At 64.4% G+C, this 14675-nt stretch carries 15 protein-coding genes and 1 pseudogene; 6 read left to right on the plus strand and 10 right to left on the minus strand.

Features of this window, described 5'->3' with window-relative positions; translation table 11 throughout:
• Window positions 1–5 precede the first annotated feature (5 nt).
• The 9 genes from ACQ651_RS19165 to fahA all read right to left on the minus strand — a co-directional run bounded on the left by ACQ651_RS19165 (window position 6) and on the right by fahA (window position 8456).
• Window positions 6–1742, minus strand: a complete 1737-nt coding sequence (locus ACQ651_RS19165; protein ID WP_430450174.1) for an AMP-binding protein — start codon at window positions 1740–1742, stop codon at window positions 6–8.
• A 92-nt stretch (window positions 1743–1834) separates the two neighbouring features.
• Window positions 1835–2773, minus strand: coding sequence for a helix-turn-helix domain-containing protein (locus ACQ651_RS19170; protein WP_227287330.1), 939 nt, complete (start codon window positions 2771–2773; stop codon window positions 1835–1837).
• A gap of 152 nt (window positions 2774–2925) precedes the next feature.
• Window positions 2926–3552: a maleylacetoacetate isomerase gene (gene maiA, locus ACQ651_RS19175; protein ID WP_430450175.1), complete on the minus strand. Its 627-nt coding sequence runs from the start codon at window positions 3550–3552 to the stop codon at window positions 2926–2928.
• Window positions 3549–3731, minus strand: a complete 183-nt coding sequence (locus tag ACQ651_RS19180) for a DUF2783 domain-containing protein (protein ID WP_375550767.1) — start codon at window positions 3729–3731, stop codon at window positions 3549–3551. Before ACQ651_RS19180 ends, maiA begins: the two co-directional genes overlap by 4 nt.
• Window positions 3732–3735: 4 nt before the next feature.
• Window positions 3736–5361, minus strand: coding sequence for an FAD-dependent oxidoreductase (locus tag ACQ651_RS19185; protein WP_430450176.1), 1626 nt, complete (start codon window positions 5359–5361; stop codon window positions 3736–3738).
• Window positions 5358–5888 (minus strand): DinB family protein, encoded by a 531-nt coding sequence (locus ACQ651_RS19190; protein WP_227287326.1) that lies wholly within the window; start codon window positions 5886–5888, stop codon window positions 5358–5360. The genes ACQ651_RS19185 and ACQ651_RS19190 overlap by 4 nt, the downstream gene beginning before the upstream one ends.
• Complete coding sequence (locus tag ACQ651_RS19195; protein ID WP_430450177.1) at window positions 5885–6835, minus strand: MBL fold metallo-hydrolase; 951 nt, start codon at window positions 6833–6835, stop codon at window positions 5885–5887. Before ACQ651_RS19195 ends, ACQ651_RS19190 begins: the two co-directional genes overlap by 4 nt.
• 4 nt (window positions 6836–6839) lie before the next feature.
• Window positions 6840–7196: a VOC family protein gene (locus tag ACQ651_RS19200; protein ID WP_430450178.1), complete on the minus strand. Its 357-nt coding sequence runs from the start codon at window positions 7194–7196 to the stop codon at window positions 6840–6842.
• A gap of 3 nt (window positions 7197–7199) precedes the next feature.
• Window positions 7200–8456 (minus strand): fumarylacetoacetase, encoded by a 1257-nt coding sequence (fahA, locus tag ACQ651_RS19205; protein ID WP_430450179.1) that lies wholly within the window; start codon window positions 8454–8456, stop codon window positions 7200–7202.
• 181 nt (window positions 8457–8637) lie between these two features.
• Between fahA and ACQ651_RS19210 the strand changes: the two genes are divergently transcribed.
• Window positions 8638–9075 carry a MarR family winged helix-turn-helix transcriptional regulator gene (locus ACQ651_RS19210; protein ID WP_430450180.1) on the plus strand — a complete coding sequence of 146 codons (438 nt, stop codon included), beginning with the start codon at window positions 8638–8640 and terminating at the stop codon, window positions 9073–9075.
• Here ACQ651_RS19210 and ACQ651_RS19215 read toward each other — a convergent pair.
• A pseudogene (locus tag ACQ651_RS19215) lies at window positions 9021–9644 on the minus strand (DUF2461 domain-containing protein); the annotation flags it as partial. The gene ACQ651_RS19210 and the pseudogene ACQ651_RS19215 sit on opposite strands and share 55 nt — an antisense overlap.
• 269 nt (window positions 9645–9913) lie before the next feature.
• On the opposite strand from ACQ651_RS19215, the gene ACQ651_RS19220 reads away from it, so the two are divergent.
• From ACQ651_RS19220 to ACQ651_RS19240, 5 genes are all read left to right on the plus strand, one after another.
• Complete coding sequence (locus ACQ651_RS19220; RefSeq protein ID WP_430450181.1) at window positions 9914–10204, plus strand: hypothetical protein; 291 nt, start codon at window positions 9914–9916, stop codon at window positions 10202–10204.
• A 103-nt stretch (window positions 10205–10307) separates the two neighbouring features.
• Window positions 10308–10991, plus strand: a complete 684-nt coding sequence (locus ACQ651_RS19225; protein WP_430450182.1) for a paraquat-inducible protein A — start codon at window positions 10308–10310, stop codon at window positions 10989–10991.
• Window positions 10961–11602, plus strand: coding sequence for a paraquat-inducible protein A (locus ACQ651_RS19230; RefSeq protein ID WP_227287446.1), 642 nt, complete (start codon window positions 10961–10963; stop codon window positions 11600–11602). The genes ACQ651_RS19225 and ACQ651_RS19230 overlap by 31 nt, the downstream gene beginning before the upstream one ends.
• The gene (locus ACQ651_RS19235) at window positions 11599–13662 is read left to right on the plus strand and encodes an intermembrane transport protein PqiB (RefSeq protein WP_430450183.1); all 2064 of its coding nucleotides are present in this window, start codon (window positions 11599–11601) and stop codon (window positions 13660–13662) included. The genes ACQ651_RS19230 and ACQ651_RS19235 overlap by 4 nt, the downstream gene beginning before the upstream one ends.
• A 3-nt stretch (window positions 13663–13665) precedes the next feature.
• Entirely contained in the window at window positions 13666–14229 is a 564-nt protein-coding gene (locus ACQ651_RS19240) for a PqiC family protein (protein ID WP_375550759.1), read from the plus strand.
• Window positions 14230–14675: the final 446 nt, after the last annotated feature.

The following is a 14675-nucleotide window of genomic DNA, read 5'->3' on the forward strand; positions in this document are numbered from 1 at the left end:
CCGCTTCACGCGGTCTTTTCGATATCGATCCCCAGTTCCTCGACCATGGCGTCGCGCATGACGAATTTCTGCGGTTTGCCGGTCACGGTCATCGGCAGTTCGGGTTTGAAGCGGACCAGCGCGGGCACCTTGAAATGGGCGATCTGATCGCGGCAGAACTGGCGGATGCCCTCTTCGGTCGGGGTCGCGCCGGGTTTCGGCACAATCCAGGCAGCGACGATTTCACCGTATTTGTGATCGGGCACCCCGAAGACCTGCACCTGGCTGACATCCGGGTGCGTATAGAGAAACTCCTCGATCTCGCGCGGGTAGACGTTTTCGCCGCCACGCAGGATCATGTCCTTCACCCGCCCGGTGATGTTGCAATACCCCTCCCCGTCGATCGTCGCCAGATCGCCGGTATGCATCCAGCCTTCTTCGTCGATGGCCTCGGCGGTGCGGCCGGGTTCGTCCCAATAGCCCTGCATCACCGAATAGCCGCGGGTCATCAACTCGCCCTGTTCGCCGATATCCGCGACGGAGCCGTCCTCGCGGGCGATTTTCACTTCCAGATGCGGCTGGATGCGCCCGACCGAGCCGACGCGTTTGTCGAGCGGGGTATCGGTGTCGGACTGGAACGACACAGGGCTGGTTTCGGTCATGCCATAGGCGATGGTCACCTCGTGCATGTGCATGTCGCGCTGGACCTGTTTCATCACCTCGATGGGGCAGGGGGCACCGGCCATGATCCCGGTGCGCAGGCTGGACAGATCGAACTCCGCAAAGCGCGGATGCTCCAGCATTCCGACGAACATCGTGGGCACGCCATAAAGCGCGGTGCAGCCCTCTTCGGCCACCGCGGTAAGCGTGTCGACCGGATCGAACCCTTCACCCGGAACGACCATCGCGGCGCCCTTCGTCACGCAGCCAAGCGTGCCCATGACCATGCCGAAACAATGGTAGAACGGAACCGGGATGCACAGCCTGTCGGCCTCGGAAAGCTTCATGGCGGCGGTGACGAAATGGGCATTGTTGACGATGTTGCGATGCGTCAGCGTGGCGCCCTTGGGCATGCCCGTGGTTCCCGAGGTGAACTGGATGTTCACCGGATCGTGGCGGTCGAGCGTCGCGGTGAGCGCGTCCAGATCGCAAACGGGCACCTCCGCGCCCATCGCCTCGACGTCGGCGAAGCCGAAACATCCCGGATGGCGGGCGTCGCTCATCACGATCACGTGGCGGAGATCGGGTAGGCTGGCGGCATCCAGTTCGCCCGGCGCGTCCTCGGCCAGTTCGGGAGCCACGACGCGCAGCATGGCGAGATACTCCGACGACTTGAACCGTTCCGGCAGGATCAACGCGCGGCACCCGGTCTTGGCCAGCGCGAATTCCAGCTCATGCAGGCGGTAGGCCGGGTTGATATTGACCAGGATAACGCCGATCCGCGCCGTGGCGAATTGCGCCAACAGCCATTCATAGCGGTTGGGCGCCCAGACCCCGCAGCGGTCCCCCCTTGCAAGACCCAGACGCATCATCCCGCCGGCCAGCGCATCGACGCGGGCCGCGAACTCCCCCCAGGTCCAGCGAATGCCCTGGGCGCGGAACACCACCGCCTCGCGGTCGCGGAACCGCGCCACCGTGTCGGCCAGAAGTGCCGGGACCGTCCGTTCGATCAGCGGTTCGTCCGTCCGGCCCGTCACATGGGCCTTTCCCACGGGCACGACACCCAATTCGGCCTGCCGGGCAGGCGCAATGCCTTCGTGCATGTCACTCTCCTTGATTTGTCGGGGCGGCGCGCCGGGCCAGATCTCCGTTGGATATCCATCGTGCCGCGAAGGAAATCCGGAGTCTCGGCATTTTACGCCATGTGGGGCGGGGCCGTCCGGCGGCCCCGGTGATAGTCGCGCGGGCTCATCCCGAAGCGGGCCCGGAAGCCCCGGTTGAAATTCGACAGGTCCTGAAACCCGGCCCGATAGGCAATGTCGGAAATCCGGCCATGAACATGAGGCAGGTGGTTCAGATGTTCGGTCACGAACCGATAGCGTTTTGACCGGACCAGATCGATGAAGCTGGTCTCATGGGCGTGAAACAGCCGCTGAAGCTGGCGTTCCGAGACGCCAAGCTGGCCGGCAAGCCAGGGAAGCGACAGGTAATCGGCGGTCAGGTGGGTGTCGATCAGATCAAGGGCCAGATCATAACGGCTTGCCGCATCGCTCAGCGTGATGCCCGCCAGCCCGTCCTCCGGGCGCGAAAAGGCCAGATGGATCATGTCATAGAGCAGCGACGCGTTGCCCTGACGCTCGCCTGCCCCGTTTTCGTTGAAGAAGCGGAAGAAATGGCGGGTCAGCGTTCTGGCGACGGGGGTCGTGGCAGCGAGTTTCCTGCCGATGTGCACACCCGGCCGACGCTCGCTCAGAAAGCTCTGCCGGGGCAGGTGGACCGACATCAGACGGCTGCTGTTCTCGGCCAGATGGAGCACACCCTCCTTGGTGCTGTCGAGCAGCACGGCATCCCCAGGCGCAAGGCGCGATTGGGTTTCGTTGTGATCGACCGCAAGCGTGCCCGACATTTCGATCACGAAGAAGATGTATTCGTTGTCATCGCGTCTGATCCCGGCGCGGTCCCGCTCGATCTTGGCGACATCGCCCCAGACATCCGCCACGTCCAGATGATCGAACGCATGCACCCCGATCCGGCCCTTGACGGCCCGCTGGCCACGCTGCGGCACGCCATCATAGGCCCCGCAGATCGCATGCAGGTCATCATACCATTTTTCGAATGGTGTTTCCCGGATCATCGGGCGCGTCCTCCCTGAGGCCCGCGCCGGTCTTGATGCCGGTCACAGGCGTTGAAAGTATGCCGCCCGCTTGCCTTAGCGTAAAGCCCCGTGGAGGGTATGGTCGCCACCAGCCCCACGCTTGAACGCGACGGGGCGCCGGTGCCGTTTCTTCAGGGTCCGGCCGTGTCCGGCGCAGCGGCGGCAAAGGCGGGATGTGCCGCACAGACCGCCCTGACCGCGCGGATACGGGCGCAATCGGCATAATCCACACCCCATCGATCCGCGTTGTAAAGCTGCGGAATCAGGCACAGATCGGGCAGGGACGGCCGGGGACCGATGGTGAAGGGCGCCTGGGTGAAGTCGCCAAGCAAGGCTTCGAACGCCAGCAGCCCGGGCCGGATGAAATGGCGCATCCAACCGCTGCGCGCGGGGTCCTGACCGCCGGTGGCATGTGTCATCACCGACAGGTTGCAAACCGGGTGCACATCGACGGCGAGCACATGGGCCAGCGCCTGCGCCTTGGCGCGCACCGCGGGCTCTTTCGGCAAGAGGCCCAGATCGCGTGTCTGATCGAGATAGTCGAGGATCGCAAGCGACTGGGTCAGCCGGTGGCCGTCAATCTGGAGGACCGGGACCAGGCCTTGCGGGTTGCGCGCCAGATGCTCGTCGGACTTGTGCTGCTTTGCCAGCAGATCGACGCGGACGGTGCGATACGTGATGCCCGCAAGGTTGAGCGCGATCCGGACCCGGTAGCTGGCCGAGGAACGCGGGTAATCATACAGCAGCGTCTCGCTCATTTCGCGGCCCTGAGCGCCGCGGCGATCACCTCGCGGTCACCGATATGGTTGCACAGGATCAGGATCAGCCGCGCATTCAGCGCATCGCTTTCGGCCTTGTCGAGGCCGTCATGGGCGGCCAGCAATTCCTGATAGAACCCGTCCTGATCGGGGATGTTGGGCTGAAGAGTCAGGGCCATCCGGTTACTCCTGTCCTGTGGCGCGGCGCAGCGCCGCGCGGGTGGCGGTCTCGTCGAAGGCAGGCCAGCGGGCGACCACATGCTGATCGGGCCGGATGAGGTATACGGCCGCGGCGGCGTTGCCCAGATAGCGCGCGGACAGCGCGCCGGTCGGGTCGTCGTCGGCCCCAAGCGCCAGCTGGGCAACGTCGAGACCGGCTTCGGAAAATGTTTCCGGCGCGTCGGTGTTGAGCGCCAGAAGGGTGAAGCCCGAGCCGAGCGTGTCCAGCAGAAACCCGTCGCGCAAGGGCGCGTCCACACACGGCGCGCCCGGGCGGGTGCGGGCGGGGGCGCCGGCCAGCCGATCCTCCCCCGTCAGGGACAGACCGTCATAGACGCAAGGTACGGACAGACGCCCGGAATTGACCAGAGGCATTGCAAAAGCGTGCGTGTGCGCCAGTGTCAGGACCGCATTGCGGAACAGCGTGCTGATCTCGGTTTTGGGGGTTATGAAATCGGTCGCCCGGGTCGAGTTCAGGATGTTCTCGTCGGCCCCGAAAACCCGCTCTTCGGAATAGGTGTCTAGCAGATGCTCGGGGGCCAGCCCGCGGATCACGAGATCCAGCTTCCAGGCAAGGTTCTCGGCATCCTGCATCCCCGAATTCGCGCCGCGTGCGCCGAATGGCGAGACCTGATGCGCCGCATCGCCGGCAAACATCACGCGGCCGTGGCGGAACCGTTCCATCCGGCGGCACTGGAACGTGTAGATGGAGGTCCATTCCAGCTCGTATTGCGCCTCCGGCCCCAGCATCGCATCGACGCGGGCGCGGATATTCGCCTCGTCCAGTTCCTTTTCGCGGTCGATATCCCAGCCAAGCTGGAAGTCGATCCGCCAGATATCGTCGGGCTGCTTGTGCAGCAGCGCGGACTGCCCGGCATCCTTGAAGGGCGGTTCGAACCAGAACCAGCGTTCGGTCGGGAAATCGGCGGTCATCTTCACGTCGGCGATGAGGAAATTGTCCTCGAACACGCGGCCCTCGAAACCCAGCCCCATCATCTCGCGCAGCGGAGACCGTGCGCCGTCGCAGGCAATCAGCCAGTCGGCATGAAGACTATAGGGGCCGTCCGGCGTGTCGACCGACAGCGCGATGCAATCGCCCCGGTCCTCCAGCGCCGTGACCCGGTTCCGGCCGCGGATCTCGATTTCCAGCCCCCTGTCCTGCTCGGCGCGGACTTGATCGATCAGGAACTTCTCGAAATAGGGCTGCTGCAGGTTGATGAACGCGGGGTTCTTGTGGCCGGCCTCGGGTTGCAGATTGAACTCGAACACGCGGTCATCTCCGTGGAACACCTTTCCCACGTTCCAGACAACGCCCTTTTCCACCATTGCGGCACCGCAGCCGAGCCTGTCCGCGATTTCAAGACAGCGTTGCGAGAAACAGATCGCGCGGGAGCCTTCGCCGATGCCTTCGTGATCGTCGAGCACCAGCACCGGCTGACCCCGCTGCGCAAGATCCAGCGCGGTCGCAACGCCGATCGGGCCCGCGCCGACAACGACGATCGGGTGGCGTTCAGGCACCGGCGCATCCTGCGCCGCGACCTTCCGATACGGGTAAAGCTCGAAGGCGAGGCGGTATCGGGACTGGGTCATTCTGTGCCGTCTTTCCAATAGGGTTTCGCGGTTTCCGCGCGGTCCCAGACGAGGAAGAACTCATCAAGCTGCGGCGGGGCGACCCCTGCCTGGCTCAACAGCGCATGGACCTGCCCGCGATGGTGGATCTGATGCTGAAACAGATGCAGAAGAAGGTGATCGGTGCGCTCCTGCGACGGGCCGTCGGGGCGTTCGACGGTCACGCTGCGCGGCAGATCGGCATCGGCAAGGCCATCGCAGGCCGCGATCAGCGCGGCGTCGGCCTCTCTCTGCGCCGCCGCAAGGGCGAAGGGTTCGTCGATATCCTCGCGCCGGAAGACCGCGCGTCCCTTCCCGCCGCCGAGAAGGGCGTCGATATAGTACAGATCGACCTCGTAGATATGGTTCAGCGTCCGCGCGAGCGTGCCGAAGAAGCTTGGGAATTCCCTGTGGTAGACCCCCTTCGGCAGGGCGCAGACCGTTTCGAAAAGCGTCGCGTTGGCCCAGGCGTTGTTCCGGGCCAGCGACCGGAAATAGGCAACGCTCATCCCTGCAATTCCTCCCACATCTTCAGGTCCCGCTCCGCCGTCCAGATGCGCGGCGTATCCAGCCCGCGCGCTTCGTCATAGGCGCGGGCGACATTGAAGGGCAGGCAGTGCTCGTAGATCGCGTAATCGGCGAATTTCGGATCGCATGCGGCGCGGACCGCGTCCCAGGCTTCCTTCAGGGTACCGCCGCGCGCCGCAACCCTGGCGGCGGGCGCATAGGTCGACATGACAAAATCGGACGTGTTTCGAATGGCGGCCTCCACCATTTCGGGGCCGACCAGCGCGTCACCGCGCCCCGGCGCGATGCTGCGCGGCTGGAACGACGCGATGTTGCCGAGCGTCTCGCCCCAGTCGCCGAAATGCCCGTCGCCGCAGTAGCAGGCCGAGTGGTACTCCACGATATCACCGGTGAACATCACCTCCTGATCCGGGACCCAGATCACCGCGTCGCCCGCCGTGTGGGCGCGGCCCAGATGCATGATATCGACCCGGCGGTTGCCCAGATAGACGGTCATGCTTTCGGAAAAGGTGGTGGTGGGCCAGGTCAGGCCGGGGATGCTCTCATGCCCTTCGAACAGACGCGGGAAGCGTTGAAACTCGCTGTCCCAGTCCTCCTGCCCGCGTTCCACCACCATCGCGCGGGCGGTGTCGGACATGATGATCTGATCGGCGCCATAGGCCGAGGCGCCCAGCACGCGCACGGCGTGATAATGGGTCAGCACCACATGGCTGATCGGCTTGTCGGTGACCGAGCGCACGCATTCGATGACCTTCTTCGCCAGTCGCGGCGTCGCCTGCGCCTCGATGATCATCACGGACTCGTCGCCGATGATGACGCCGGAATTCGGATCGCCCTCGGCGGTGAAGGCGTAAAGCCCTTCGCCCACCTCGGTGAAGCTGATCTTCTTTTCCGTCATGTCGCCTTGCGATGCGAATGCCTTGGCCATGTGTTCAGTCCTTCTGCAGAAACTCAAGCCGGTTACCGAAGGGGTCTTCGGCAAAGAACCGGCGGCGGTTCTTGATGGTTGTGTCCCAGTGCGGCGACTGGCCGGAGGCCGAGATCCGCGCTGCAATCCTGTCGATATCGTCGACCGCAAAGCCCGGATGGGCCTTGCGTGCCGGGGTGAAGCGCTCGTCCACGCCCAGATGCAGCTTCGATCCCGCAAGCGCCACCCACAGACCGCCACGCACCTTCAGCGGTTCGGGTTTGTCGATCTTCGCAAGGCCCAGACCCCCGCACCAGAAGGCGCGGGCTTTCGCCTCTCCGCCCTGTGGAATGGCGATCTGGATATGGTCGAGCGCGATCACGGATCAGCGCGCGTAAGGGTCTTCGGCGGCGGGCAGAACCGTGCCCACGCAATCGCCGAACCCGACCTTGTACCCGTCGCCCCTTGCCGCGCCTGTCAGCGTCAGCGTGTCGCCGTCCTCGATGAAGGACCGCTCTTCGCCGGTCTCAAGCGTGATGGGCTCCTTGCCGCCCCAGCTAAGCTCAAGCAGAGAGCCGCGCGCGGATGGCTCCGCACCTGAAATGGTGCCCGATCCAAGCAGGTCGCCGGCATTCATCGGGCAACCGGATGTGGTGTGATGCGCCAGTTGCTGCGCGGCGGAGTAGTACATTTCCCTGTAATTGGTGCGCGCGATCGTGGTGGCGGCTTTGCCGGCGGGCGCCAGCGTCACCGAAAGCTCGATATCGTAGAGCATCGGCCCGCAATCCTTCAGATGATCGAGCAACTCGACCTCGCGTGGCGGGGTGTCCACGCGGAACGGATCCAGTGCCGCCTTGGTAACGATCCAGGGGCTGATCGTGGTCGCGGTCGCCTTGGCCTGAAACGGGCCGAGCGGCTGATACTCCCAGGCCTGGATGTCGCGTGCCGACCAGTCGTTCAGCAGGACATAGCCGAAGATCGCATCGTCCGCCTCCTGAACCGTGATGGGCCCTTCCGACGGGGTGCCGACGATGGCGCCCATCTCAAGCTCGATGTCGAACCGGGCCGATGGCGCGAAGCGCGGCAGATCGTCATTCGGTCCCTTCAATTGGCCCCAGGGCCGGCGGATCTCGGTGCCCGACACTACGACCGAGGACGCCCGGCCGTTATATCCGATGGGGATATGCAGCCAGTTCGGCGGAAGGGCGTTTTCGGCGCCCCGGAACATCGTACCGACATTGGTGGCGTGATGCCGGCCTGCGTAGAAATCGGTGTACTCGGCGACGACCAGCGGCATGTGCAGCGTGGCCCGCTCCATTGGTATCAGCATCGGTTCGACTGCGCCCCGATCGGCGGACCCTTCGGCCAGCATCTGAATCAGCCGTGCGCGAAGCGCCGCCCACGCCTCGGGGCCCAGTTCCATGACGTCGTTCCAGAACGGCATCGAAAAGAGATCGGGCTCCCCCAGATCAATGAGCCCGGCCTCTTCGGCGGCGGCCATGTCCAGGATCATGTCGCCGATGGCCACGCCGCAGCGCGGGGGTTCGTCACCGGTGGAAAAGACACCATAGGGCAGATTGTTCAACGGAAACGGGGTATCGGCATCATTGGCCGAGGCGACCCAGCTTTTCATCAATGGCATGGTGCAGCGTTCCTTCGGTGCGTTTGGCACAAGATCAGTCTGACATGGGAAAGAGCGTATACGGTCCGCCCGGCAGATGGCCAGCGGACCGGTGTCCGCGACGGACAGTTGCGGGTCCTCCCTCCCCAACGCGGGTTGGATATTAGTTGGTTTTGTAACTAACAAGGCCTAGTCTGCCCGAATGACCCAAAAAGCCCCCTTCGATCTGGAAGACTTTCTGCCCTATCTGCTGACGCAGGCGGCCGAGGCTTCAAGTCTGGAGTTTCAGCAGCACTACAAGGGCCGCTACGGGATGTTGCGGACGGAATGGCGGGTTCTGTTTCATCTGGGCCGTTTCGGCGCAATGACCGCGAAGGAGATCTGCGCGCGCTCGGGCATTCACAAGACCAAGGTCAGCCGCGCTGTCGCCGCGCTGGAGCGCAAGCGCTACCTGTCGCGCGAAGTGCTGGAGACCGACCGGCGCCTGGAACGTCTTGGCCTGACCCAGATGGGGGAGCGTGTCTTTGCCGATCTGCTTGGCGCGGCCCAACGTTTCGACAGCGCCATGACGGCGCAGTTCACGGATCAGGAAGAGGCGGTGTTGCGCCGGTGTCTCGCCCGGATCGCGCGCCTGCCGTGACGAGCCGCCTTACAGATGGTCGTGAAAGGCCCGCCAGAGCGGCAGCATGGCGCTGGCCTGATCACGGGCGGAGACGACAAGACCGCGTTCGCGCCATGTCGCGGGGGCGGCGCCATCATTGCGATGCCCTTGCGCTTCAACAGATCGGCATGAGGGTGATCGGCGGCATAGTGCTTCGGCACCCGCGTGAGCGGCGCGGCCCCGAAATCGGAGAGTTGCGCGCCGGACGCGCGGGCAACCTCCGTCATCGCGTCTGAGACCAGATCGCCGCGTTTATCGATCCATTCCCTGTACCGGGTCAGCGCCGGTCCTTTCAGAGACACGACGCCCAGGCCCAGAACCAGCTCCCCCGGCGCGCAGGAAAAGAACCAGCCGGGCGCAAGATCGTCGGCACTGGCGGGCCGCCAGAGGATGTGCAGCCACGGGTTGTAGGGCGATTTATCCTTGGCGAAGCGTACGTCCCGATAAATGCGGAACAGTTTCGGGGCATGGGCAACCCCGGTCTGCCGGCTCAGATCTTCGGCCAGCAACTCGGCGAACAATTCCGCAGGTTTCCTGATTTGGGTGACGTAATGCGTCTTGCGCGGCTAGAACCAGTCCTTGCGATTGTTGCGGGAGAGATCGGCAAAGAAAGCCTGCGCCGCATCGACCATATCTTCGAACCCGTCGCTCATCTTCCCGCTCCCTCTGCGCTGTCCCTTGCAGTGAACCTGTCCTGCAGGGATATCTCAAGCCTCCGGGGCCGAGCCGCTTGCGGTATTGCCGGTTAATCGGCGTTTCGCTCGGGAAAGATCCTGTCGATGGTCGGGTTTGACGAGGCAAGCGCTGGTATGGGCGCGTGAAGAAAACTTCCCTGATAGTCGTGGTGGACGGGCCGGGCCTGGAGGCGATGTCGCTGTTGCTGGTGGCGTCGCTGCATCGGCAACATGCGGATCTCGGCGATATGGAGATCGTGGCCTATGTCACGCCGGAGACGCTTGCAAACCTCGGTGACGTTACCCTTGCCCGCGCCCGGGCGGGCGGACGCATGCCGGACTGCGCAGATCGCTGCACGGCCGCGATGTGCCCAGCCCGAAGTGCCGTTAGAGCCAAGCGCCCTTGCACTCTTCGATGGGGCGGGCAATGCTGACCTGCATCTTGAGATTTTTCGAAATGGCAGGTTCGCATCTTGCCATGCGTTCCGCGCAGAGCGGCCCCGGCTTCTGCCATATAGTGCAAGAAATGCAGGTCACATGTCCCAGTCCGATCAGGTTCACACCTCCGAAACCAGCCGGTCCGCCGTGCCGCGCCCCGGCCACCTTCCGCCAGTCGAGGATCTGGTTGCCTGCCCGACCTGCGACGCGCTTTATCAGCTTCCGGACGTGCCGAAAGGCTCGCGTGCGCGGTGCCTGCGCTGCCATACGGTGCTGACCGCGCCCCGCGACGGGGCGATGACGCGGATCGTGATGCTGGCGGGTACATCCGTCATTCTGATGCTGGCGGCGATCTTCTTTCCGTTCCTGGAGCTGACGGCGGCGGGCATCACGCAGCGCAGTTCGATCATGGACGTGGTTCTGGTCTTTGCAGACGGGCCCTTCGTGGGCCTTGCGATTGCCGTGGGCGCGCTCATCGTGATCCTGCCGCTCGCGCGCTTTCTGGCGCTGATCTATGTGCTTGCGCCCATGGCTTTCGGCTGGCGGCCCGCCCGCGAGGCGGTGCCGGTTTTCCGGCTGGCGGAGCGTATGAAGCCCTGGTCGATGGCGGAGATATTCATCGTCGGGGTGGCCGTGGCGCTGATCAAGGTGGCGGGGCTTGCACATCTGTCCCTCGGCCCTGCCTTCTGGGCCTTTGTGGCGCTGGTTCTGATTACTGCGGTGAAGGACACGTTCATGTGCCGGTTGACGATATGGAAAACGCTCGAACAGCGCAGCCAATGATGACCGCGCGCTCGGCGGGTCTGGTCGGCTGCCCGAATTGCGGCCGGGTCCACGATGTCCCCGCGCCCGGGCGCTGCCAGCGTTGCGGCTGGCGCCTGCCGGGCCATGCGCCGGATCGAAGCCTGCAACGGGTCTGGGCATGGCTGTTTGCCGGGCTGGTCGTCTACATTCCGGCAAACATCTATCCGATGCTGCGCACCAACACCTTCGGCCGGACGACCGAAAGCACGATCCTCGAAGGAGTGGTGGACCTGCTCCATCATGGCTCTTACGGGGTGGCGCTGGTGGTTTTCGTGGCCAGCATCGTGATCCCCATCGGCAAGTTCTTCGCCATCGCCTATCTCGCCATCAGTGTGGAACGGCGCGAGATGATGCAGGTTCATGCGCGTCACCGGCTGTTCGAGGTTGTGGAATTCATCGGGCGCTGGTCGATGATCGACGTTTTCGTGGTCGCGATCCTGGCCGCGCTTGTCCAGCTTGACTTTGCGGCCACGATCAACCCGGGCATCGCGGCCATCAGCTTCGCGCTTTCTGTTGCATTCACCATGCTTTCGGCGCAGAGCTTCGACCCCAAGACCATTTGGCTTGACGGGGACATGCGGCCCAGATGACGGATCAGACACCGCCCTTGCCGGAGATCGATCAGCCGAACCGCTCGGCCCTTCGGAACCTGTCGGTCGTCTGGCTGGTGCCGGTTCTGGCGCTTGCGGTGGCGCTTGGCATCGCATGGCAGGCCTATTCGGATCGGGGCACGCTGATCGAGATCCGCTTCGAGAACGGCGCCGGGGTCACGGCCGGCGAAACCACGGTCCGCTACCGTGACGTGGTGATCGGAACGGTGGAAGACGTCAGGTTCAGCCCCGATCTGCAAACGGTCATCGTGGAGGCCCGGGTCGAAAACGAAGTGCTGCCCTTTCTCGACGAGGATGCGACCTTCTGGGTGGTGCGCCCCGAGATATCCACCCAAGGGGTCAGTGGCCTGTCCACGGTCGTCTCCGGCGTCTTTATCGAGGGCGCCTGGGATAGCCGGCCCGAGATCGCGACGCGCAGTTTCGACGGCCGCGAGAGCCCGCTCTTCGTCCTGCCCGGTGACGAGGGGCGCCGGATCACGCTGAATGTCAGCCCCGGCATTCAGCTTCAAGGTGGGGCGCCCGTGACCTTCCGGGGCATCCAGGTCGGGCGCCTGGAACAGCCGGATCTCACCGAGGATGGGCTTTCCATCACGGTCGATGCATTCATCGACGCCCCTCACGACCAGCGGATCACACAGGCAACGCGGTTCTGGGACAGTTCGGGGTTTTCCGTCAGTTTCGGGGCGGATGGCCTGACGCTGGACGTGGAAAGCCTTGCCTCGCTCGTGACCGGCGGGATCGAGTTTGACGAGGTGTATTCCAACGGTCAGCCGGTCGAGGGCGACGCGGTGTTCGAGGTGTACGAGTCCGAGGAGGCCGCCCGGGCGAGCGCATTCGACGTGGCCCCGATCGGGGAAGTGCCTGTCGCGGTGGAGTTCAGCAATTACATACGGGGCCTCGTTCCCGGCACGCAGGTGGTGATGGCCAACGACCAGATCGGCGAAGTGACCGCCGTGACCGTGCAGTCGGTCGAGATTGCGGACGGGTCAAAGCAGCGGCTGGTCGTCGATCTGGTGCTGGACCCGGGCCGCATGGGCTTCCCCGTCGGTACAGGGGCCGAAGAGGTCTACGAATACCTGGCCGAACAGGTGGCCGATGGTCTGCGGGCCCGGCTTGCAACCGCGGGTCTGATCTCCTCGGAAACCCGGATCGAGTTCGCGATTGATTACGATGCCCGGCCCGCGCGGTTCGAGGTGGCGGCCGATCCCTACCCGGTCATGCCCTCGGTTATGGTGGAGCAGACCAATGTGAACACCACCGCCGAGGGTGTGCTGGAACGCGTGGCGGCGCTGCCGTTCGAGGAACTGCTGAGCCAGGCCATCGACACGCTGGCCAGCATCGAGGGGCTGGCGGGCGATCCGGCGCTGAGGGACGTGCCGGAGGAGGTTGTGGCCCTGCTGACCGAGGCGCGCGAACTGGTCGGCGGCGACGAAACGCAGGCGATCCCGGGGGAGGCGCGCGCCGCCGTCGCCGAGTTGCGCGGGATCCTTGCGGAACTGCGCGAAGCCGGCACCATCGCCGCGCTGACCTCGGTCATCGCGCAGGCGGACGAGGCTATGGGCCCGATCACCGAGGCCTCCGCCGTGTTGCCGGAGGTGATGGCCAATCTCCGCGCCCTCTCGGAAACCGCCGCGGAGCTTGAAATCGAGGCGTTGATCACCACGGCAAATACCGTCCTGGCCAGTGCCGATGCCTTCATCAGCAGCGAGGGTATGGCGGAGGTTCCGGCAAATCTTTCGGCCTCGCTCGTCGAACTCGAAGCGCTTGTCGCAGAACTGCGCGCGGCAGATGTGGTGGGCAGCCTGAACACGACCTTGGCCTCCACAAGCGCCGCCGCCGAGGAGTTGCCGGCGCTCGTCGAGCGGACCGATGCGGTTCTGACACGGATCAACACCCTTGTCGGGGCTTATGGCGCGCGCTCCGCATTCATGGGAGAAACGATGGATGTCCTGCGCGAGATTACCACCGCGGCCCGGTCCATCGCGCAACTGGCCCGGGCCATCGAACGCAACCCAAGTTCCCTGATCACTGGACGCTGACCCATGTTGACCCGGATTTCGATATTCCTTCTGGCGCTCTCGCTTGCGGCCTGCGGCGGCAACGAAGACCTGTTTCTGGTGCCGCCCGCCAACACCCCCGCGGCGCCGGTTGCGGTTGGCGCGCAGAGCCTGGAGGTGCGTGACGTGATCCTGCCGGCCTATGTTGCGGAGGCCGACATTCTGGTGCAGGAAGCCGATGGCGCGCTGCGCCCGGTCGGGGGCGCGCTTTGGGCCGATGATCCGCGAACCGGCATCACCCAGGCGCTTGCGCGGCGGCTCGATCTCGGCACCACGGCCACGGTCGCGGCCGAGCCCTGGCCGCTATTCGACGGGCCGGACAGGAGCGTACAGGTGACCATCGATCGCATGGTCGCCCGTGCAGACGGCCAGTTCGAACTGGGCGGCCAATTCGCGGTGATCTCGCGCAGCGGTGCTGCGCGCGAATTCCTCCGCCGTTTCGAGATTGTCGAACCCTATGCCGGGCCCGACCCGCAATCGGTCGCCGACGCCCTGGGCCGTGCTTTGACCGCCCTGTCGACCCGGATCGCCGAAAGCATCGCGCGATAGCCCAAGAGCGAGACGCATGTGCCCGGCCTGCGGCGGACCGGCCGACGGCACGGTCAGGCGGTAGGAAATGCTGTCCCAGCGGCGCGATCAATCAGGTAAATCAGGGTTCGGTCACCCATCGCGCAGGCGGGGATATGTCGTATTGCAAACCATCAGGGCTCGCGGAACTATATTGCTGCGCTGGGGGCGGTCAGATCACTCGTCATGAACCCGGTCCGCCTAATACCGGGAGCGACCAATTGCCGACTGCGTAGTGATTGGCCAGATTACGGATTCTGACTTTTCTATTTTTGAAAACTGTCTAACACTTGATCCAGATCATGCCCGTCCGTGCCTTGGTCTGATCGGCTATGGTCAAGCTATCTTTCCTGGAGCGTCTCGCAGGCGGTAGGTTTTAGGTCGAAAGTAGTAGATAAATACGCGGCTTAGGCGTCGTGGTTAATTGC

The sequence above is a fragment of the Rhodophyticola sp. genome (genome assembly GCF_965284195.1).
GTDB lineage: Bacteria > Pseudomonadota > Alphaproteobacteria > Rhodobacterales > Rhodobacteraceae > Rhodophyticola.